The 18,523-nt window shown below is 71.7% G+C and carries 19 protein-coding genes and 1 pseudogene; 12 read left to right on the top strand and 8 right to left on the bottom strand.

The window, feature by feature from the left end; translation table 11 throughout:
* Window positions 1–7: 7 nt before the first annotated feature.
* The 3 genes and pseudogenes from AC067Z_RS27415 to AC067Z_RS27405 form a co-directional block, all read left to right on the top strand.
* Window positions 8–1,117: a glycosyltransferase family 4 protein gene (locus tag AC067Z_RS27415; protein WP_478792334.1), complete on the top strand. Its 1,110-nt coding sequence runs from the start codon at window positions 8–10 to the stop codon at window positions 1,115–1,117.
* On the top strand, window positions 1,045–2,031 hold the full coding sequence (locus AC067Z_RS27410; RefSeq protein WP_478792333.1) for a class I SAM-dependent methyltransferase: 987 nt from the start codon (window positions 1,045–1,047) through the stop codon (window positions 2,029–2,031). The genes AC067Z_RS27415 and AC067Z_RS27410 overlap by 73 nt, the downstream gene beginning before the upstream one ends.
* Window positions 2,028–2,876: pseudogene (locus AC067Z_RS27405) on the top strand (lysylphosphatidylglycerol synthase transmembrane domain-containing protein); the annotation flags it as partial. The gene AC067Z_RS27410 and the pseudogene AC067Z_RS27405, both read left to right, overlap by 4 nt.
* Here AC067Z_RS27405 and AC067Z_RS27400 read toward each other — a convergent pair.
* Window positions 2,796–3,806 (bottom strand): RibD family protein, encoded by a 1,011-nt coding sequence (locus AC067Z_RS27400; RefSeq protein ID WP_478792285.1) that lies wholly within the window; start codon window positions 3,804–3,806, stop codon window positions 2,796–2,798. The pseudogene AC067Z_RS27405 and the gene AC067Z_RS27400 overlap by 81 nt on opposite strands.
* Window positions 3,803–4,624: a creatininase family protein gene (locus AC067Z_RS27395; RefSeq protein WP_478792284.1), complete on the bottom strand. Its 822-nt coding sequence runs from the start codon at window positions 4,622–4,624 to the stop codon at window positions 3,803–3,805. The genes AC067Z_RS27400 and AC067Z_RS27395 overlap by 4 nt, the downstream gene beginning before the upstream one ends.
* A 124-nt stretch (window positions 4,625–4,748) precedes the next feature.
* Here AC067Z_RS27395 and ribA point away from each other — a divergent pair, with 124 nt between their 5' ends.
* From ribA to AC067Z_RS27380, 3 genes are all read left to right on the top strand, one after another.
* On the top strand, window positions 4,749–5,405 hold the full coding sequence (gene ribA / locus AC067Z_RS27390) for a GTP cyclohydrolase II (protein ID WP_478792283.1): 657 nt from the start codon (window positions 4,749–4,751) through the stop codon (window positions 5,403–5,405).
* 189 nt (window positions 5,406–5,594) lie between these two features.
* Window positions 5,595–6,179: a DM13 domain-containing protein gene (locus tag AC067Z_RS27385; protein WP_478792282.1), complete on the top strand. Its 585-nt coding sequence runs from the start codon at window positions 5,595–5,597 to the stop codon at window positions 6,177–6,179.
* A gap of 210 nt (window positions 6,180–6,389) precedes the next feature.
* Entirely contained in the window at window positions 6,390–7,406 is a 1,017-nt protein-coding gene (locus AC067Z_RS27380) for an LAETG motif-containing sortase-dependent surface protein (RefSeq protein ID WP_478792281.1), read from the top strand.
* An 87-nt stretch (window positions 7,407–7,493) separates the two neighbouring features.
* Here the strand turns inward: AC067Z_RS27380 and AC067Z_RS27375 are convergent, their stop codons facing one another.
* On the bottom strand, window positions 7,494–8,783 hold the full coding sequence (locus tag AC067Z_RS27375) for a phytase (protein ID WP_478792280.1): 1,290 nt from the start codon (window positions 8,781–8,783) through the stop codon (window positions 7,494–7,496).
* Window positions 8,784–8,992: 209 nt separating this feature from the next.
* Here AC067Z_RS27375 and AC067Z_RS27370 point away from each other — a divergent pair, with 209 nt between their 5' ends.
* Window positions 8,993–10,090: a magnesium and cobalt transport protein CorA gene (locus AC067Z_RS27370; protein ID WP_478792332.1), complete on the top strand. Its 1,098-nt coding sequence runs from the start codon at window positions 8,993–8,995 to the stop codon at window positions 10,088–10,090.
* 96 nt (window positions 10,091–10,186) lie between these two features.
* Here AC067Z_RS27370 and AC067Z_RS27365 read toward each other — a convergent pair whose 3' ends face one another.
* Genes AC067Z_RS27365 through AC067Z_RS27355 form a run of 3 tightly spaced genes read right to left on the bottom strand, consistent with a single transcriptional unit; the run spans window position 10,187 to window position 13,035 of the window.
* Window positions 10,187–10,372: a hypothetical protein gene (locus AC067Z_RS27365; RefSeq protein WP_478792279.1), complete on the bottom strand. Its 186-nt coding sequence runs from the start codon at window positions 10,370–10,372 to the stop codon at window positions 10,187–10,189.
* A 12-nt stretch (window positions 10,373–10,384) separates the two neighbouring features.
* On the bottom strand, window positions 10,385–10,960 hold the full coding sequence (locus tag AC067Z_RS27360; RefSeq protein ID WP_478792278.1) for a PadR family transcriptional regulator: 576 nt from the start codon (window positions 10,958–10,960) through the stop codon (window positions 10,385–10,387).
* A 32-nt stretch (window positions 10,961–10,992) separates the two neighbouring features.
* Window positions 10,993–13,035, bottom strand: coding sequence for an FAD-dependent oxidoreductase (locus AC067Z_RS27355; protein ID WP_478792277.1), 2,043 nt, complete (start codon window positions 13,033–13,035; stop codon window positions 10,993–10,995).
* A 646-nt stretch (window positions 13,036–13,681) separates the two neighbouring features.
* On the opposite strand from AC067Z_RS27355, the gene AC067Z_RS27350 reads away from it, so the two are divergent.
* Both AC067Z_RS27350 and AC067Z_RS27345 read left to right on the top strand, forming a co-directional pair.
* Window positions 13,682–13,912 carry a hypothetical protein gene (locus AC067Z_RS27350; RefSeq protein WP_478792276.1) on the top strand — a complete coding sequence of 77 codons (231 nt, stop codon included), beginning with the start codon at window positions 13,682–13,684 and terminating at the stop codon, window positions 13,910–13,912.
* Window positions 13,913–13,952: 40 nt separating this feature from the next.
* Window positions 13,953–14,741, top strand: coding sequence for a bestrophin-like domain (locus AC067Z_RS27345; protein ID WP_478792275.1), 789 nt, complete (start codon window positions 13,953–13,955; stop codon window positions 14,739–14,741).
* Window positions 14,742–14,783: 42 nt separating this feature from the next.
* On the opposite strand, the gene AC067Z_RS27340 is transcribed toward AC067Z_RS27345, so the two are convergent.
* Window positions 14,784–14,918 (bottom strand): DUF6126 family protein, encoded by a 135-nt coding sequence (locus tag AC067Z_RS27340; RefSeq protein ID WP_478792331.1) that lies wholly within the window; start codon window positions 14,916–14,918, stop codon window positions 14,784–14,786.
* A gap of 152 nt (window positions 14,919–15,070) precedes the next feature.
* Here AC067Z_RS27340 and AC067Z_RS27335 point away from each other — a divergent pair, with 152 nt between their 5' ends.
* The 3 genes from AC067Z_RS27335 to AC067Z_RS27325 are packed head-to-tail and all read left to right on the top strand — an operon-like array spanning window position 15,071 to window position 17,271.
* The gene (locus tag AC067Z_RS27335) at window positions 15,071–16,162 is read left to right on the top strand and encodes an LLM class flavin-dependent oxidoreductase (protein WP_478792274.1); all 1,092 of its coding nucleotides are present in this window, start codon (window positions 15,071–15,073) and stop codon (window positions 16,160–16,162) included.
* Window positions 16,159–16,776, top strand: coding sequence for an FMN reductase (locus tag AC067Z_RS27330; RefSeq protein ID WP_478792273.1), 618 nt, complete (start codon window positions 16,159–16,161; stop codon window positions 16,774–16,776). The genes AC067Z_RS27335 and AC067Z_RS27330 overlap by 4 nt, the downstream gene beginning before the upstream one ends.
* 54 nt (window positions 16,777–16,830) lie before the next feature.
* Window positions 16,831–17,271, top strand: a complete 441-nt coding sequence (locus AC067Z_RS27325) for a universal stress protein (protein ID WP_478792272.1) — start codon at window positions 16,831–16,833, stop codon at window positions 17,269–17,271.
* Window positions 17,272–17,333: 62 nt separating this feature from the next.
* Here AC067Z_RS27325 and AC067Z_RS27320 read toward each other — a convergent pair whose 3' ends face one another.
* Window positions 17,334–18,413: a MerR family transcriptional regulator gene (locus AC067Z_RS27320; RefSeq protein ID WP_478792271.1), complete on the bottom strand. Its 1,080-nt coding sequence runs from the start codon at window positions 18,411–18,413 to the stop codon at window positions 17,334–17,336.
* Window positions 18,414–18,523 lie beyond the last annotated feature (110 nt).

Here is an 18,523-nt window from a genome sequence, read left to right as displayed (position 1 = left end):
CACCTCCATGCCCGGACGCTCGGTGCGCGTGGTGATGCCCGGTGGCGTCGACGATCCGGCCGCGCCGAGCGGCGGGAACACCTACGACCGCAGGGTGTGCCGGGATCTGCCGCAGGTCGGCTGGCAGGTCCGCGAGCACGCCGTCCCGGGCGACTGGCCGCGGCCCTCGGACGCCGCGCGCGCCGAACTGGCGCGGATCATCCGGGAGTCGGCGGACGGCAGCATCGTGCTGCTCGACGGACTCGTCGCCTGCGCCGTCCCCGACGTCATCGTCCCCGAGGCCGGGCGGCTGCGCCTGGCGGTGCTGGTGCACCTGCCGCTCGCCGACGAGACAGGGCTGGAGCCGGGTCCGGCGGCCGTTCTGGACGCCGGTGAGCGCAGGACGTTGGGGGCGGTGGCCGCGGTCGTGGCCACCAGCGCGTGGGCGGCCGGCAGGCTGGTGGACCATCACGGGCTCGAGCCCGGCCGGGTCCATGTCGCCGCTCCCGGCGCCGACATAGCCCCGCTGGCCACCGGCAGCGCATCGGGCACGGCAGGCGCCCCGCGGCTGCTGTGCGTCGCCTCGGTCACCCCGCGCAAGGGACAGGACCGGCTGGTGGAGGCACTCGCGACGGTCGCCGACCTGCCGTGGAGCTGCGTCCTGGTCGGCGGGCTCGGCCAGGACCCGGGCTATGTCGCGCGTCTGCGGGAGCTGATCGGGAAATACGGGCTCGACGACCGGGTCGAGCTCGCGGGCACCCGGACCGGCGCGGTGCTGAACCGGAGTTACGCCGATGCCGATCTTCTGCTGCTCACGTCGCACGCCGAGACGTACGGCATGGCCGTGACCGAGGCGCTGGCGCGCGGGGTTCCCGTACTGGCGACGGCCGTCGGCGGGGTTCCGGAGGCGGTCGGGCGCGCGCCCGACGGCAGCGTGCCGGGTCTGCTCGTGCCGCCGGATGACCCCGAGGCGCTGGGCGCGGCGTTGCGCCGCTGGCTGAGCGACCCCGGCGAGCGCCATCGTTCGAAGGTGGCCGCGCGGCGGCGGCGCACGGCCCTGGACGGCTGGGAGACGACGTCACGGAGTCTGGCGAAGGCGCTGGAGCACCTCCGGCAGGAAGAACGGAGGGCCGCATGAGTGGGACCGACATACCGCGTTACGCGCCGGGGTGGCTGGCCCTGCGGGAGGGGGCCGATGCCGCCGCCCGCGCACCCGAACTCCTCGACCCGCTGCGGCGACACCTGGCGGACCGGCCGGGGCCGGACGGGCCGGAGGTGCCGGGAACGGGCGCCGGGCTGGTGATCCGTGACCTCGGCTGCGGCACCGGTTCCATGGGCCGCTGGCTCGCCCCCCGGCTCAACGGTCCCCAGCACTGGATCCTGCACGACCACGATCCCGATCTGCTCGCCCTGGCTGCCGCGCAGATGCCGCGCACGGCAGCCGACGGGAGCCGCGTCACTGTCACGACGGAACACGGCGACCTCACCCGGCTGACCAAGGACGTCCTCGTCGGCACCTCGCTGGTGACGGCGTCCGCCCTGCTGGACCTGCTCACCCGTGACGAGCTGGACTCTCTCGCCGCGGCATGCGCCGCGGCCGGCTGCCCGGCGCTGCTGGCGCTCTCCGTGGCGGGACGGGTCGAACTCACCCCGGCGGACCCGCTGGACGCGGAGATCGCGGCCGCCTTCAACGCCCATCAGCGCCGCGTCGAGCACGGCCGCCGGCTTCTCGGACCCGACGCCATCACGGCGGCCTCCGACGCCTTCGCGCACCAGGGCATGGCCGTACGGCTGCATGCCAGCCCCTGGCGGCTCGGTCCCGCTTCCGCGCCCGCCACGGGCACGGGCAGGCCGGCCGACGATTCCGCGTTGACGGAGGAATGGCTGCGGGGTTGGGTCGGCGCCGCCTGCGAGCAGCGACCCGACCTGGTGGAGAAGGCAGATACGTATCTGCGGCGGCGGCTGGCACTGTGCGGGGCCGGTGAACTGAGCGCGGTGGTGCATCACGGCGATGTCCTGGCCCTGCCTCTGTCGGCGGCCGGTGCCGCATGATCGCGCGGGCGGTCCGGGGCCGTATCGGCATGATCGCCGGTGTGGCCATCCTGGTCGGAGTGCTGTGGTGGCAGGGCACCGGAGCCTTCGTCGACGGCATACGCGGCATCGACGCCCTCACGTTCGTGGGCGCCCTCGGCATCGGTCTGCTCACCACCGTGCTCAGCGCGTGGCGTTGGTGCCTGGTGGCCCGGGGGCTGAACATCCGGCTGCCACTGGGCCGGGCCGTCGCCGACTACTACCGCGCCCTGTTCCTGAACGCGGCGCTGCCCGGCGGGGTCCTCGGCGACGTGCACCGTGCCGTACGCCACGGACAGAGCGCCGGAGACGTCGGCCGCGGAATCCGTGCGGTCGTCCTCGAACGGATCGCGGGCCAGGGCGTCCTCGTCGTGGCCGGCGTGGCGCTGCTGTTCACGCACCCTTCCCTGGCCCTGGCGGGTGCGAGCGGTTTCACCGCGCCTGCTGCCGTGACCGCTCTCGCGGTGGTTACCGCGCTGGTGGTCGTGTGCGTCGTGCGGCGGTACGTCGTGCGGCGCCGCGGCGAGCAGCCGCCGTCGCGCCGGCGCACTGCGCTGCGGGCCACGCTCGCCGAAGCACGCCGCGGGCTGCTGGGCCGTCGCAGCTGGCCGGGGGTGCTCTTCTCGTCGGTGGCGGTACTGGCGGGGCATCTCGGCATGTTCCTGCTCGCCGCCAGGGCCGCGGGATCCACCGCGCCCGCGGCCCAGTTGCTGCCTCTGATGGTGCTGGCGCTGCTCGCCATGGCGCTACCGCTGAACGTCGGCGGCTGGGGGCCGCGCGAAGGTGTCACCGCCTGGGCCTTCGGCGCCGCGGGTATGGGTGCTGCCCAGGGGCTGACCGTCGCCGTGGTCTACGGGCTGCTCGCCTTCGTCGCGAGCCTGCCCGGTGTCGGCGTGCTCGTCGTCCAGGGGTTCGCCGGAATGCGACGCCCGAAGGTCGAGCTCGAAGAGGGTGTCCTCACCGAGGACGGCGCGACGCGTCGGCGGCCGGAGCGCGTCCCGCATCAGCTCCGGGCCGGGGAAGCCGAGTCCGGGCACACCGTCGCCGAGCAGGACGGGCGCCACGGTGACGTACAGCCGGTGCAGCGCCCGTGCGTGCAGGAAGCGCGACACGGTGACGCCGCCGCCCTCGACGAGCATGCGTCCCAGGCCGCGTCGGGCGAGTTCCGCCACCAGGCGCCGGGGGGCGAACGCGTCGTCGGGCAGGGTCAGTACGTCGACACCGGCCAGGTCCGCAGCGGCCTTGCCGCGTTCACTGCCGGCGCCCACCACCCAGAGGGTCGGCGCCGCGCCGTCCGTGAACACCCGGCGTTGCAGCGGCACTCGGCCGCGGGGGTCGAGGACGACGCGCACAGGATTGTCGCCCGTACAGGCGCGGACCGTCAGTTGCGGGTCGTCCGCGACGGCTGTGCCGGCACCGACGACGACCGCGTCGGCGAGGGCGCGCAGGCGGTGCAGATGCTCGCGGTCCTCCTCCCCGGTGACGTAGTCGGCATCGCCGGTGCGGCTCGCGATGAAGCCGTCGATGCTCTGCCCCAGTTGTGCGAAGACGAAGCGCGGGCCGGCCAGGCACACGGGCAGATAGCGGTCGGCCAGGGTGTCCGCCTCGGGCACGGCATCCGGCCACCGGCGCAGGCCGTCGGTGCCGGGGAGCAGTCCGGCGGCCTCGGCCTGCGCGTCCGTTCGGACGGCACGGAGCCGCTCCCAGGCTTCCGACGCGTCGAGCCGGCCGGCGTGCCCGCCGGCGCGGCCGGTCACCGGGACCCCTGCCGGCTGTCGGCCGGCTGCCGGGAGACGCCGGGGTCCGCGGAGTGGGCCGAGTCGGCCGGGGACAGGAGCGAGAAATACTCGGCAAAGGAATCGACGAGACCGGCGAGCAATTCCTTACCCTTTCCTGCCGTTGCCATTGACGGACGGCCGATCACACCGGATTCCGTATAGGCCGCCATGCCGAGAGTGAGCAAATGCTCCCGCTCGTCGGCGAGAAAGTCGGAGGTCTCGTAACCGGGGCGCACCAGTTCCGGCTGATCGTGCAGCAGGATGGAAGTCTCGACTTCTCCCGCATGCATATCGCTGTGCGAAGGCGTCTGTATACCCGCCCTGTCCCGCGCCGCACTCCAGTCGGTCGGGCCGGGGAACAGCGCCATGCGCGTGCCGCTGCCGGCGGACTCCTGAACCACATTGCGCAGTACATAGTTCCCGCCGTGCCCGTTGATCAGCACGAGTTTGTCGATGCCGGAGCGGCGGAGGGATTCGGCGATGTCGCGTACGACGGAACTGAGGGTCGTCGCGGAAATGCTGACCGTGCCCGGCCAGGCGGCATGCTCGTGCGAGCAGGAGATCGTCACTGGCGGGAGGCAGAGGACGGGGTAGGCCGCGGCGACCTCCCGGGCTATGGCGCAGGCTATGACCGTGTCCGTCAACAGCGGGAGAAACGGCCCGTGTTGCTCAAAACTGCCGATGGGCAGGACGGCGATACCGGCATGACCGTCCCTCACGTCCTGCGTTGTCGTGTCCAGCGGCAACAGGCCGAAGGACGGCAGTCGCGGTTGCGGGCGACTCATTTTCCGACCCATCCCTTCTTCGCTCCACGGTATATGACGACCTGCCGGCCGGACACAATGAACCGACCGGCCTGCGCCGGAACTTCTCTCGGCAATTCCGAACCCATTGCTGGAGGTTACCCGATACGATCGGGCCATGATAGACAGCAATGGCGGCCCCCTCGACAGCGTTCGCCCATCAGGCGTCGAGCGCAGGGCAGATGTCCGACTTTCCACCGAGCACGGCGATTTCCTCGCGGTCGGCTACCTCGACCTCCACCGCGGCGATGAACAAATAGCCTTGGTGTACGGCGATATCGAGGCCGACGGAGCGCTTACCCGGGTGCATTCGGAGTGTCTGACCGGAGATGTCTTCGGGTCGCGGCACTGCGAGTGCGGAGACCAGTTGTCCGCGGCGCTGAGCACGATCGTGAGCGCGGGCAGCGGCATCCTCGTCTACCTCCAGGGTCACGAGGGCCGCGGGATAGGGCTGTTGGCCAAGCTCCAGGCCATGCGGCTGCAGGCAGAGGGGATGGACACGGTCGAGGCGAACCTCGCCCTCGGACTCCCTGACGACGCCCGCGACTACCAGGTTGCGGCGGACATCCTGCACGACCTCGGCGTGCGCTCCGTGCGTCTCCTGTCGAACAACCCGCGCAAGCGCGAGGCGCTTCTGCAGCACGGCATCAAGATCACCGCAGAGGTCCCGCTGCTGATCCCCCCGCGCGAGGAGAACCTCTTCTACCTGCGCACCAAACGGGAACGCCTCGGCCACCACCTCCCCCACCTGGGCGCCACCGCCGACCTGTCCTGAGCAGCTCTCGGCTCACAGGCGTTGTCCGGCACCGTGCCTCCGCGGCCGTGCCTCCGCGGCCGTGGATCGCGTGCGTGGTCCGCGTGCGGCCGTAAGGATTTCGTCACCCGGAACCCGGGGACACCGCCCGTCCCCGTCCCGTTGAATGCGAGGCATACAGCGGGCGGGACACTGCGGCGGGAGACAGGCGTGGGACACGTACGAGGGTGGTTGCGCAGGCGCGTGGTCGTCGGGGCTCTGCTGGTCGCCGTGCCTGCGGCAGGGCTCGGGCTGTTCTGGTTCCAGCCGTGGAAGCTGTGGCAGGACGAGACGGTGCGCGAGGAACTGCCCACTGCCGCGGGCACACCCGCGGCAGCCGGTGGCGCCGCCTCGCCCGGCGCTCCGTCCAAGAACCCGTCAGGACCCGCGGAGGCCGGCGGGCCGCAGGCCGTCGCCACCGGCGAGCTGATCAGCCATGAGCACAGGACGACGGGCACGGTGCGGATCCTTCGACTGCCGGACGGCTCCCGCACCCTGCGTCTGGAAGGGCTGGAGACGAGCAACGGTCCCGATCTCCGCGTGTGGATCACCGACGCCGCGGTGAAGGAGGGCACGTCCGGCTGGCGCGTTTTCGACGACGGCAGGTACCGCAGCCTGGGCAAGCTGAAGGGCAACAAGGGCGACCAGAACTACGCGCTGCCCGCGGGCGTCGACCTGGACGTGTACACGAGTGTGACCATCTGGTGCGACCGCTTCGATGTCTCCTTCGGGGCCGCCGCGCTCACCCCCGCATGAGGCCATAGGCCCGCTGGACGAGTCCGGCAACATGGCGTCCGGGTGCTGTAGGTCACATCATTTTCGGCCATCCCCCGTGCAACCTCTTGCACCCTCCGGCAGTCATGCATGTGTCCCATCGGCCTGACCCGTGCACCCCCATCACAGGACTCGGAAGGCCCTCCCAGCCTCCTGCCGTCTCCCACGGCACCAGACTTCGCAGAGGTCTTCATGAAGCTTCGCCGCGCCATGGCCGTCGCCGCCGCGACCGCCGTCATCGCCCCCGTCGCGCTGCTCTCGGCGCCGGCCGCCTACGCCGACCCCACCCCGCCCGCCACCGAGACCACGGCCGAGCCGACGTCCCCGGCGCCGTCCGAGGAGACCCCCTCCGAGGAGCCCTCCCAGGAGCCCTCCGAGGAGACCCCCTCCGAGGAAGCGCCGTCGGATAGCCCTGCGGCGCCCGCCCCCTCCGCGTCGGAGAGCGACCCGGCCCCGGCCGAGAGCGCCACCACCCCGGCCGCGTCCGAGACGCCCACCTCGCCGGAGGACATCTGCAACGGCGACGAGGAGCCCGAGCTCGACGAGAAGCTGTCGACCGGCTTCAGCGGCCTGCCCTCGAAGATCGTCGCGGGCAGTGGCTTCCACGGCTTCAAGCTGAACGTGACCAACAAGGGTGACAACTCCTACAAGCGTGTCGACCTCGGTGTGTTCGCCGCTCAGATCGACGAGGACACGTGGGAGCAGACCACCGGTCACCTCACCCTGCAGTTCAAGAACCCCGACACGGGCGAGTGGACCGACATCTCGCTGGACGAGAACGACGAGGGCGCCGGCTACCTCGGCTACACGGACGTCAAGGCGAACGAGTCGTTCGCCATCGACCTGCGCCTGAGCGTCGACAAGGCCGCCCCGGCCGGCTTCGGCTACGCCATCAGCATCGGCGTCTACGCCGACGACAAGGGCAACTGCGTCTTCACCAACGACGAGAACGCGTACTACGAGTTCGACATCCTCGCCGCAGGCGAGGAGCCGGGTGAGGTCCCGGACGCCAAGCCGCAGGAGGGTGGCAAGAAGGAGATCCCCGCCAAGCCTGCCGGCAACACGGAGATCAACCCCAAGGGCAACCTGGCCGAGACCGGTTCCGACTCGAACCTGCCCGTCATCGGCCTCGTGGGCGGTGTCACCGTCGTGCTCGGCGCCGGCGTCGTCTTCGCCATGAAGCGCCGCCGCGCGGGCGTCGCTGCCTGACGCTCCCGGCGTACGGCTCGCAGATCGTGAAGGCCGCCGCACCGTTCCCGGTGCGGCGGCCTTCGTGTGTCCGCGGCGCATGCCCCGTCAGTCGTCCAGGGTGTGCAGCACGTCGCGGAGATCGACGAACTTGAAGCCCGTGCCCTCGCGGTCACCCTCCGACGGGGTGGCATCGCCGTCCTGGACCACAAGGAGGCCGTTCGGGTACCTCCGGCCCAGCGGGGCGTTCAGCACGGCCGCGCCGTCGCACTCCTCGGAGCCGTCGAGGGCGGCGGAGGCGGCGGTGACCCGGAATCCCGCCTCGTACTCGTTGTCGTCGCCGAGTTCGCGGTCGTAGGCGGCGAAGGTGTTGTCGCCCTGGCTGGAGGCGAGGAGGAAGCCGTCGCCGCCGCGTTCGGTGAGCAGCGTCAGGCCCTCCACGTCCGAGGCGAGACGCGTGCCGCCGTACCCGGGGTCGGGGCCTGCCACGCACTCGTCCGACGGCTCGTCGTACGTGGCGGGGACGCCGTACTCAAGCACCTTGTCGACGAGTTCGGGCCGGCCCAAGAGATCGGCGCGCACGCGCCAGATGCCGACGTCCTCCTGGCCCGCGTAGAGCGTGCCGTTCGCCGGGTCGACCACCATGCCCTCGACCTGCGGGAGGGCGCCCGGTTCCGCGCACGGCGTCCACGACGTGCCGTTCGGGAGGCGGAACGAGGACGGCAGGTCCAGGGTGCGGACGGTGCGGTAGGTGACCGTGCCGGAGGGGGTGGCGGTGAGCTCCAGCAGCGCCACGGTGGTGCGTTCGCGTCGGCTGACGAGGGCGTACGAGCGGCCTGTCGCGGGGTCCGTCCAGGTGGCGAGTCCGTATGCCGTCCGCTGGTCGTTGATCTCGTCCTGGTCGGCGGAGAACACGGCGGGAGCGGCCGGATCGGTGACGTCGGTGAGCGGGCCGCCGCGGCGGCCGGCGTCGATGCGGTAGAAGCGGAGCCGGTCGTGGCCGCGGTCGCTGGTCACGGCGAGGTCCGTGCGTCCGGACGACAGGCGCAGCCCGTGCACGAGGTCGACGTTGTTGAAGCGGCCGGGGGCGTCGCCGGGCGCGGCGGGCGCCGGCGCCGGGACGGACTGGACCGGGCGGGCGTCGAGGTCGTAGACGCGCAGGCCGCCCTCCTTGGCCGTGGCGATGACGAGGCTGCGGTCCGGGGCGGCTGCGTTGCGCCAGATCGCCGGATCGTCCGCGTCGGCGTTGCCGCCCGCCTCGTCGTCGTACAGCGTGGGCGTCTCGGCCCGGGCGGTCACCGCCGGCAGTTCGCCGGGAGCGGCCGGGGCGGCGTGGGCCGGGGCGACGGCGACGAGCGCGGTCAGGGCCGTGACGAGAGCGGCTGCGCGAGCAGTCACGAAAAAGCTCCTTCATGTCGGGGACATGACGAGTCCGGATTATGACGATCTGCCGCCGCGAGCCTGGGCTCCCCCGATGGCCGCGCGGCGTCGGAGAGATGATGCGGATGCGTGAATGTCATGAACTCGTCGACCATACGTTCGCCCGTGACCTCCGCGACCGTGAATGGCACACTGTCCGTTCGCCGCCCGAAGGAACCGCCGTGCCGATGATCCGCCGCCTGCGCCGTGTGGTGCGCCGCGCCTCCCGCAGCACCGTCGACCTGAGCCACCCGGCCAGGTCCCCGCTGGGCAGCTCGGTGGTGAACTGCGTCCGCTACGAGGCCGGGAAACGCATGCCGGGCCCGTACACGGTGGACGAAGCGCTGCGCCAGGTCCACGAGACCGGCAGCGGCTTCGTCTGGATCGGGCTCCATGAGCCGACCGAGGCCGAGTTCGCAGGTCTCGCCGAACTGTTCCGGCTCCATCCGCTGGCCGTCGCCGACGCCGTGCAGCCCCATCAGCGGCCCAAGCTGCAGCGGTACGACCACGAGGACGGCCCGGGCACACTGTTTGCCGTCTTCAAGACCTGCCGCTATGTCGAGCACGAGGAACTGACCGCCACCAGCGAGGTCGTGGACACCGGGGAGCTGTCGGTCTTCACCGGCACCGACTTCGTGATCACGGTCCGGCACGGCCGGCACGGTTCGCTGGGCCCGCTGCGGGAGAAGCTCGAGGCCACGCCGGACCAGCTCGCCAAGGGTCCCGCCGCCGTCCTCCACGCCATCGCCGACCAGGTCGTCGACGACTACCTGGCCGCCGCCGACGCCGTGCAGGACGACATAGACGCCGTCGAGAACGCCGTCTTCGACGAGCACGTCCGAAGCGGCGACGCCGGACGGATCTACCAGCTCAAGCGCGAACTGCTGGAGCTCAAGCGGGCCGTGGCACCACTGAACCGGCCACTGTGGACACTGGCCACCCACCCCCTGCCGCCCGTCGGCCCGGACATGCAGCCGTACTTCCGCGACGTGGTCGACCATCTGACCCGCACCAACGAGCAGATCAGCGCCTTCGACGGACTGCTCGACTCGATTCTGCAGGCCCACCTCGCCCAGGTGACCGTCGCCCAGAACGAGGACATGCGCAAGATCACGGCGTGGGCCGCGATCGTCGCCGTGCCGACCATGGTCTGCGGCGTGTACGGGATGAACTTCGCGCACATGCCGGAGCTTCGCTGGACGTACGGCTATCCGCTGGTGGTGGGCGTGATGGCGACAGCGTGTCTGGTCATCCACCGCATGCTCCGCCGCAACGGCTGGCTGTGAGCCGAAGGACCGGCCGTGAGCCCGCCGGGGGTTGCGCGTCACGCGGCCGCGGCAGAGCCCGGGCGGGCGGCACGAACCCGCCCGTCGGGCCCCGCCTCAGGTGAGGGCGATGAACAGGGCCAGGGTCACGAGCGCGACCATCGCGCCGTAGAGCGCGAGCGTCACCGAACGCGCCTCATGGGACGGGTCACTGCCGCCACCCGCCCGGCGCAGGCCGGCGACGGACCGCACGATCAGTGCGAGCGCTGCCGCGCAGCACGCGGCGATCAGGGAATCGGTCACGCCGCGACAATCTCACGGGGCGTCAGATGCCGCATCCGGACGGACCCCGCCGGGATCCTCCGCAAGCTCCGCCAGAGTGTCCGTCAGCCACTTCGTCCAGAAGGTCTCCAGCTCGATGCCGCCCCGCAGAACGACATGGCGCAGCCGGTCCTCGCGGCCGATCCGGCGCTCGGGCGGGAAGTCGCGCTTCTCGAACTCCTCGTACTGCGCCAACTGGTCACGGTGCAGCTCCAGATGGCGTACGAGCTCCGCCTCCAGGTCCACTCCGCCGACCACCGCCGCTGCGCGCAGGCGCAGCAGCAGCGGATCGCGAACGGCCTTCGGGTCCTCGGCACGGGCCACCCAGGCGGCCAGTTCCCCGCGGCCCGCGGGCAGGACCTCGTACTCCTTCTTCTGCCCGCGGGTCGGCTGCTCGGACGGCAGCGCCCTGATGTGCCCCGCCTGCTCCAGCTTTCCCAGCTCCCGGTAGATCTGCTGGTGGGTGGCCGACCAGAAGTAGCCGATCGACCGGTCGAAGCGGCGCGTCAGCTCCAGGCCCGACGAGGGCTTCTCGAGAAGCGCCGTGAGAATGGCGTGTGGCAGGGACATGGCCGCATCCTAAGGACGCGCCGTTGGCAGCGTCACAGGGCGGCCGCGAGGCGGGTGCCCTGGTCGATGGCGCGCTTGGCGTCCAGTTCGGCCGCCACGTCCGCGCCGCCGATGAGGTGGACCGAGCGGCCCGTGGCGCTCAGCTGCTCGTACAGAGAACGCTGCGGCTCCTGCCCGGTACACAGCACCACGGTGTCGACCGGCAGCACCGACGCGTTGCCGTCGACCGTGATGTGCAGCCCCTCGTCGTCGATGCGCTCGTACGTCACGCCCGCCGTCATCGTCACGCCGCGGTGCTTGAGCTCCGTGCGGTGGATCCAGCCGGTCGTCTTGCCGAGGCCGGCGCCGACCTTGCTGGTCTTGCGCTGGAGGAGGTGAACGGCGCGCGGCGGGGCCGGGCGCTTCGGCGCGGTGAGACCGCCGGGCCCGGTGTAGGAGGTGTCGACGCCCCACTGGCGGAAGTACGTCTCCGGGTCCAGGCTCGCGCCTTCGCCGCCGTCGGTGAGGAACTCGGCGACGTCGAAGCCGATACCGCCCGCGCCGACGACCGCGACGCGCTCGCCGACCGGGGCGCCGTCGCGCAGCACGTCGAGGTAGCTGACGACGCTCGGGTGGCCGATGCCCTCGATCTCCGGGGTGCGGGGGGTGACGCCGGTGGCGACGACCACCTCGTCGAAGTCGGCCGCGGACAGGTCCTCGGCGGCGACGCGCGTGCCGAGACGCACCTCGACACCGTTCAGTTCGAGCTGGGTGCGGAAGTAGCGAAGGGTCTCGCCGAACTCCTCCTTGCCCGGGATGCGCTTGGCGATGTTCAGCTGGCCGCCGATCTCGTCGGCCGCGTCGAACAGGGTGACGGCGTGACCGCGTTCGGCCGCCGAGACGGCGCAGGCGAGACCGGCGGGCCCGGCGCCCACGACGGCGACGCGCTTGCGCCGCCGGGTGGGGGCGAGGACGAGTTCGGTCTCGTGGCAGGCACGCGGGTTGACCAGGCAGGAGGTGAGCTTGCCGCTGAAGGTGTGGTCGAGGCAGGCCTGGTTGCAGCCGATGCAGGTGTTGATCGTCTCGGGGCGGCCGGCGCGGGCCTTGGCGACGAACGCGGGGTCGGCGAGGAACGGACGCGCCATCGAGACCATGTCCGCGCGGCCGTCGGCCAGCAACTGCTCCGCCACCTCGGGGGTGTTGATGCGGTTGCTGGTGACCAGCGGGACGGACACCGCGCCCATCAGCCGCTCGGTGACCCAGCTGAAGGCGCCGCGCGGCACGGAGGTGGCGATGGTGGGGATGCGCGCCTCGTGCCAGCCGATGCCGGTGTTGATGATCGTCGCGCCGGCCGCCTCGATCCCCTCGGCGAGCGTGACGACCTCGTCGAGCGAGGAGCCGCCGGGCACGAGGTCCAGCATGGAGAGCCGGTAGATCAGGATGAAGTCCGTGCCGACCGCGGCGCGGATGCGCCGGACGATCTCCAGGGGGAGCCGGATGCGGTTCTCGTACGAGCCGCCCCAGCGGTCGGTGCGGTGGTTGGTGGCGCTCGCGATGAACTCGTTGATGAAGTAGCCCTCGGAGCCCATCACCTCGACGCCGTCGTAGCCCGCGGACTTCGCCAGCCGGGCGGCCCGCACGAAGTCCTCGATGGTCTCCTCGACCTCGTCGTCGGTGAGGGCGTGCGGGACGAACGGGCTGATGGGGGCCTGGATCGCGCTGGGGGCGACGAGGTCGGCGTGGTACGCGTACCGGCCGAAGTGCAGGATCTGCATCGCGATCCGGCCGCCCTCGGCGTGCACGGCGTCGGTGACGACCCGGTGCTTCGCGGCCTCTTCCTCGGTGGTGAGCTTGGCGCCGCCCTCGTACGGGCGGCCGCGGTCGTTCGGGGCTATGCCGCCGGTGACGATCAGGCCGACGCCGCCACGGGCGCGCTCGGCGTAGAAGGCGGCCATCCGCTCGAAGCCGCGCTCCGCCTCTTCGAGGCCGATGTGCATGGAGCCCATCAGCACGCGGTTGGGCAGCGTGGTGAACCCGAGGTCGAGCGGGCTCAGCAGTCGCGGGTAAGGGGTCGGCTGCTTCGTACTCGTACTCACGGGGGCCTCCTCGCTCGGGTGTCGGGCCAGTTGTAGCGGGCCCCGGGCCATTGTGCAACAAAGTGCAAAAGATCGCGGACGCACTACGGCATTCCGGTGGGACAAATGCGCTGATCAGCCATACGGGTGATCCTGGTCATACGACGTACGCCGGGGGCTCTACGGTGTCGGCGTGGCGGCATTGCAGCAGATGAGCGCACTGGGGATCGCAGCGTTTCTCGGTGCGCAGGTTGCCGGCATCGGCGCCTCCGTGTCCGAGGATCACAACGGGCCCGGACAGGCGCAGGTGTCGGCATCGGCACCCGAAAGGGAACCGGGACCGGTCCGTGAGGAGGAACCGCCGACCGCGTCGGTGTCCGTGACCCCACTGGGACCCGGCGGGGCCCGGCTCCGGGCGACCGCCGACGTCGGCGACTGCACGCCGCCCCCATCCCCGCCCGCCCCCTCGCCGTCGACTCCGGCGCCCCCCGAACCCCCGGCGCCGAGCCCGCCGCCTCCGTCCCCGTCACCGTCCCCGTCACCGTCCCCGTCGCCGTCCCCGTCGCCGGAACCGCCGTCCGCGGAGCCGCCCGCGCCACCCCCGCCGCCTGCCGCGGGGGCCGCCCGGCCCACCGAGCCGCCTCCGCCGAGCGAGGCCCCGCCCCCTGTGCCGGCCGACGAGCCGGCGGCCCCCGCACCGGCTCCCCCCGCCGCCGCCCCGCCGCCGCAGCGCGTGGACGCCGTCACGATCCGCACCTACCGGCCCGCGTCCGGCGTCCCCGAGCGGAGCGGGACCCCGCTGACGGTCCTGATGCTCGTGACCACGACCCCCGCCGTGCTCGCCGCGGCCCTGCTGCGCCCCCGGTCGCAGTCCGCCGCCCGGCGCGGCCGGACCTGACCCCACCCCTCACCCCTCAACCACACCCGGAGATCACCCCATGACCGAATGGCTGGTCCTGGCCGTCGTGATGGTGGCCGCCTGCGCCGTCGTCCTCGTCGTCACGCTCCTCAGCCAGCGCAGAGCGCGCGGCTCCGCGAAGGACTCCGAGGCGGTCGCGGCCCAGCAGACTCCCGATGTCCTCGAGTACATGGTGATGATGGTCGGCGTCGTGTACGCGATCGTGCTCGGTCTCGCCATCGCCGGCGTCTGGGAGGCGCGCGGGGCCGCACAGGACGCGGTGCGCATCGAGGCACAGGCGCTGCACGAGGTCACCCAGCGCGCCCAGGTGTACCCGGCGGACTTCCAGATGCAGCTGCGCACGAACGTCGACGCCTATGTGACGGAGGTCGTGCAGGCCGAGTGGCCGCGGATGATCGACCACAAGGAGCTGTCGCCGCGCGGGACCGAACTGCTCGCCTCCGTGCGCACGGAGGTGGCGGAGCGCCAGCCGGGGAACGAGTTGGAGGCGCAGGCGTACCAGCCGATGCTCGACCAGGTGGCCACCGCCGAGGACGCGCGGAACTCCCGGGCGCAGAGCGCGGGGGAGACGCTGCCGGGCATCGTCTGGTTCGGCCTGATCAGCGGGGCGGTCGTCACCATCGGACTGATCTTCACCATGCAGATCGGCCGCTCGTTCCGGGAGCTGCTGCTCGCCGGGCTGTTCAGCGCGCTGATCGCGTTCCTGCTGTTCCTCGTGTGGGACTTCGACGCGCCCTTCGGACGGTCCGGCACCGAGTCCGCCGACGTCTTCCGCCAGCTCTTCCCCGGCGCGGCCGGGACGGGCTGAGCGCCGAGGGGCCGGTGCGGTGGACCCGGGCCCGGCCTGCTCTCACTTCTGGGCGTGCTCGCCGACGTAGAAGAGAAGCCATACGAAACCCGCGAAGAGATGGGTCGCGAACACATACACGAACACGCGCAGCGCGACGCCGCGCTCCTTCCACTCCTCGCTCTCGGGTCCACCCATGTACGCCTCCGGCCGCTCGGTCCCCGGTCCCGGACCGGGGACCGCATTCACGGTACGGCCGCCCGCGCGGGCGGCCTCCGGAATACGGACCGGAGGGGTCATGGTTAACGGGTATAGTTCAATGTTCAACGACTAGCCCGAGAGGTGACCTCATGCAGTTCGGCATCTTCACGGTCGGCGACGTCACGCCCGACCCGACCACCGGCCGCACGCCGAGCGAGCACGAGCGGATCAAGGCCACGGTCGCCATCGCCGAGAAGGCGGAGGAGGTCGGCCTGGACGTCTTCGCGACCGGCGAGCACCACAACCCGCCCTTCGTCCCCTCGTCGCCGACCACCCTCCTCGGGCACATAGCCGCCCGTACGGACCGGCTGATCCTGTCCACCTCGACCACGCTGATCACCACCAACGACCCGGTGAAGATCGCCGAGGACTACGCGTACCTCCAGCACCTGGCCGACGGCCGTGTCGACCTGATGATGGGCCGCGGCAACACCGGGCCCGTCTATCCGTGGTTCGGCAAGGACATCCGCCAGGGCATCCCGCTGGCCATCGAGAACTACGCGCTCCTCCACAGGCTGTGGAGGGAGGACGTGGTCGACTGGGAGGGCAAGTTCCGCACGCCGCTGCAGGGCTTCACCGCGACCCCCCGTCCGCTGGACGGCGTACCGCCGTTCGTCTGGCACGGCTCCATCCGGTCCCCCGAGATCGCCGAACAGGCCGCGTACTACGGCGACGGCTTCTTCCACAACAACATCTTCTGGCCCATGTCCCACACCAAGAAGATGGTGGACCTGTACCGGCTGCGGTACGCCCACTACGGCCACGGCACACCCGAGCAGGCCATCGTCGGCCTGGGCGGCCAGGTGTTCATGCGCAAGAACTCGCAGGACGCCGTACGGGAGTTCCGGCCGTACTTCGACAACGCACCCGTCTACGGACACGGCCCGTCCCTCGAGGACTTCACCGAGCAGACGCCGCTGACCGTCGGCTCTCCCCAGGAGGTCATCGAGCGGACCCTCGGTTTCCGCGACGCCGTCGGCGACTACCAGCGCCAGCTCTTCCTGATGGACCACGCGGGACTGCCGCTGAAGACGGTGCTCGAACAGCTCGACATCCTCGGCGAGGAGGTCGTGCCGGTGCTGCGCAAGGAGTTCGCGAGCCTGCGACCGGCCGGTGTGCCCGAGACCGCGCCGCTGCACCCTGCCGTGACGGCCGCCACCGAGAACACGAAGGAGTCATGACCATGCAGAACACCACCGCGCCGCTGAAGCTCGTCGCGGTCTCCGCCGGTCTCGGCGTACCGTCGTCCACCCGGCTGCTGGCCGACCGGATCACCGAGTCCGTGCGCCGCGAACTGGCGGGCGGCGACCGGCCCGTCGAGGTGCAGGTCGTCGAACTGCGCGACCTCGCGGTGCCGATCGCCAACAACTTCGTGACCGGCTTCCCCGCGCCCGCACTGGCGGAGGCCATCGACGCGGTGGCCGCGGCCGACGGCCTGATCGCGGTCACCCCCGTCTTCACGGCGTCCTACAGCGGGCTGTTCAAGTCGTTCTTCGACCTGATCGAACCCGACGCGCTCACGGGCAAGCCCGTGCTCGTCGCCGCGACCGGCGGTACCGCCCGGCACTCGCTGGTACTGGACCACGCGCTGCGTCCGCTCTTCGCCCATCTGCGGGCGCTGGTCGTGCCCACGGCCGTGTACGCCGCGTCGGAGGACTGGGGCGGCACGGGTGACGCGCTCACCGCCACCCTGCCGGACCGCATCGCGCGGGCAGGACGCGAGCTGGCCTCTCTGATGGGCGCCCCGACCGGCAACGACATGCACGAAGCGACTCCGGCCGACCTCTTTGCGTAGTTTTACGTAGGCTTGAACCAGGTTCGGGCTCATCGGCTTACGGAGGTGGCGGCCATGGCAGAGGCGGGCAGGATCGTCGTGGGGGTGGACGGCTCCGAGCCGTCCATCAGGGCCCTGCGCTGGGCCGTCCGGCAGGCCGGGCTGACGGGTGAGCCCCTGGAGGCCGTCATCAGCTGGGAGTACCCGGCGGCCGGCTGGGCGGCGATGGTCCCCGCCCTGCCGCCCGACTTCGACCCCGAGAGTCTCGCCGGCAAGATCCTCGACGACACCCTGGAGCAGACCATCGGCGCCGAGGCGGCCGCGTCGGTCGCCCGCAAGGTCCTCGTCGGCAACCCGGCGCAGGCCCTGCTGGAGCGGGCCGAGGGCGCCGCGCTGCTGGTCGTCGGGGACCGCGGGTACAGCGGGTTCAAGGCGGCGCTGCTGGGGTCGGTCGGGCTGCACCTGAGCCAGCACGCGTCATGCCCGGTCGTGGTGGTGCGGAGCGGGACGGACTGACGGAACGGGACGGCGCGCGGTGCCCGTCCGCGGGGACGGGCACCGCGCGAACACCGTCGGTGTCAGGCCGTCATGACGTCCGCGACGGCGCACGCGACGTTGTCGGCGGCGCCCGCGCCGTGGGCCAGAGCGATCAGTTCGGCCACCGCATCGTCCGGGTCGGCGAGGGTTTCGAGGCAGCGCCTCACCGCGGCCTCCGGCACCGTCGTGAACAGCCCGTCCGAGCACAGCAGATAGCGGTCCCCGGCCTGCGCCTCGTGCAGCCGCAGATCCGGGCGGGCGGGCCCCTCCCCGCCGTCGATGGCACGCAGCAGCATCGCCCGCTGGGGATGCGACGCCGCCTCCTCCTCGTCGAGGCTGCCAGCGTCGATCATCGACTGCACCACCGTGTGGTCGTGCGTGATCCGGAACAGCGTCCCGCCGCGCAGCAGATAGGCGCGGGTGTCCCCGATGTGGACCAGGGCCAGCCGGGACCCGGTCCACAGCATCGCGGTCAGCGTCGTACCGGATTCGGGGTGTTCGTGCATCACCGTGTTGGCGCGGTGCACCGCGTCCTCCAGGGCGTTGAGCAGATCCCCCGCCCGCGAGGACGCCGCACCGGCGGCCGTTTCGACCGGCTTCAGTGCGTCGATCGCCGCCGCACTCGCCGGTGCGCCCGCGCCGCCGAAGCCGTCGGCGACCGCAAGCAGCCGCGAACCGGCGTACGCCGCGTCCTGGTTGGTCTCGCGGACGAGGCCACGGTCCGAGCGGGCGGCCGTGCGGATCCGCAGGGGCATGGTGAGTTGAGACATCGTGCCGGTGTCCTTCCCTGACAACTGGCCGACGAGGAACTCCGCCAGATCCCGGCGCGCGGAAATCTCCGACTCCACCTGGGTCCAGTACGCCCGGATCTCCCGGGCCGCGGCGGACGGGTCCGGCTCCGCCAGATCGCAGACCGGCCGGATACGGGCCAGCGGCATGCCGATCCGCCGCAGCCAGGCCACCAGCCGGGCCCGTTCCACCTGGGCCTCGTCGTAGTAGCGGTAGCCGGAGAACGGGTCGACCCGGGCGGGCGGGAGCAGTCCCAGTTCGTCGTAGCGCCGCAGCGCCTTGGCCGACAGCCGTGTCACCCGGGCGAACGCCCCGATGGTCAGCAGACCCATACGCGCCTCGGCCTTCCTCCTCGGACCGGGCGGGCTGCCCGGTGACACCGATGCTGGACTTTCCCCCGGGAGGAAGGTCAAGGCGCGCAGCAGGAGCGCATCGCGCGGGG

The sequence above is a fragment of the Streptomyces sp. NPDC043812 genome, assembly GCF_056436245.1.
Note: the sequence above shows the minus strand (reverse complement) of the source record. Positions and strands in the feature narration are given on the sequence as shown.

Coding starts and splice junctions, on each gene's coding strand:
- AC067Z_RS27345 (WP_478792275.1), top strand. CDS start 13,953: ATGACCGAATGGCTGGTCCTGGCCGTCGTGATGGTGGCCGCCTGCGCC.
- AC067Z_RS27415 (WP_478792334.1), top strand. CDS start 8: ATGCCCGGACGCTCGGTGCGCGTGGTGATGCCCGGTGGCGTCGACGAT.
- AC067Z_RS27380 (WP_478792281.1), top strand. CDS start 6,390: ATGAAGCTTCGCCGCGCCATGGCCGTCGCCGCCGCGACCGCCGTCATC.
- AC067Z_RS27360 (WP_478792278.1), bottom strand. CDS start 10,960: ATGTCCCTGCCACACGCCATTCTCACGGCGCTTCTCGAGAAGCCCTCG.
- AC067Z_RS27335 (WP_478792274.1), top strand. CDS start 15,071: ATGCAGTTCGGCATCTTCACGGTCGGCGACGTCACGCCCGACCCGACC.
- AC067Z_RS27325 (WP_478792272.1), top strand. CDS start 16,831: ATGGCAGAGGCGGGCAGGATCGTCGTGGGGGTGGACGGCTCCGAGCCG.
- AC067Z_RS27340 (WP_478792331.1), bottom strand. CDS start 14,918: ATGGGTGGACCCGAGAGCGAGGAGTGGAAGGAGCGCGGCGTCGCGCTG.
- ribA (WP_478792283.1), top strand. CDS start 4,749: ATGATAGACAGCAATGGCGGCCCCCTCGACAGCGTTCGCCCATCAGGC.
- AC067Z_RS27395 (WP_478792284.1), bottom strand. CDS start 4,624: ATGGGTCGGAAAATGAGTCGCCCGCAACCGCGACTGCCGTCCTTCGGC.
- AC067Z_RS27370 (WP_478792332.1), top strand. CDS start 8,993: ATGATCCGCCGCCTGCGCCGTGTGGTGCGCCGCGCCTCCCGCAGCACC.
- AC067Z_RS27330 (WP_478792273.1), top strand. CDS start 16,159: ATGACCATGCAGAACACCACCGCGCCGCTGAAGCTCGTCGCGGTCTCC.
- AC067Z_RS27320 (WP_478792271.1), bottom strand. CDS start 18,413: ATGGGTCTGCTGACCATCGGGGCGTTCGCCCGGGTGACACGGCTGTCG.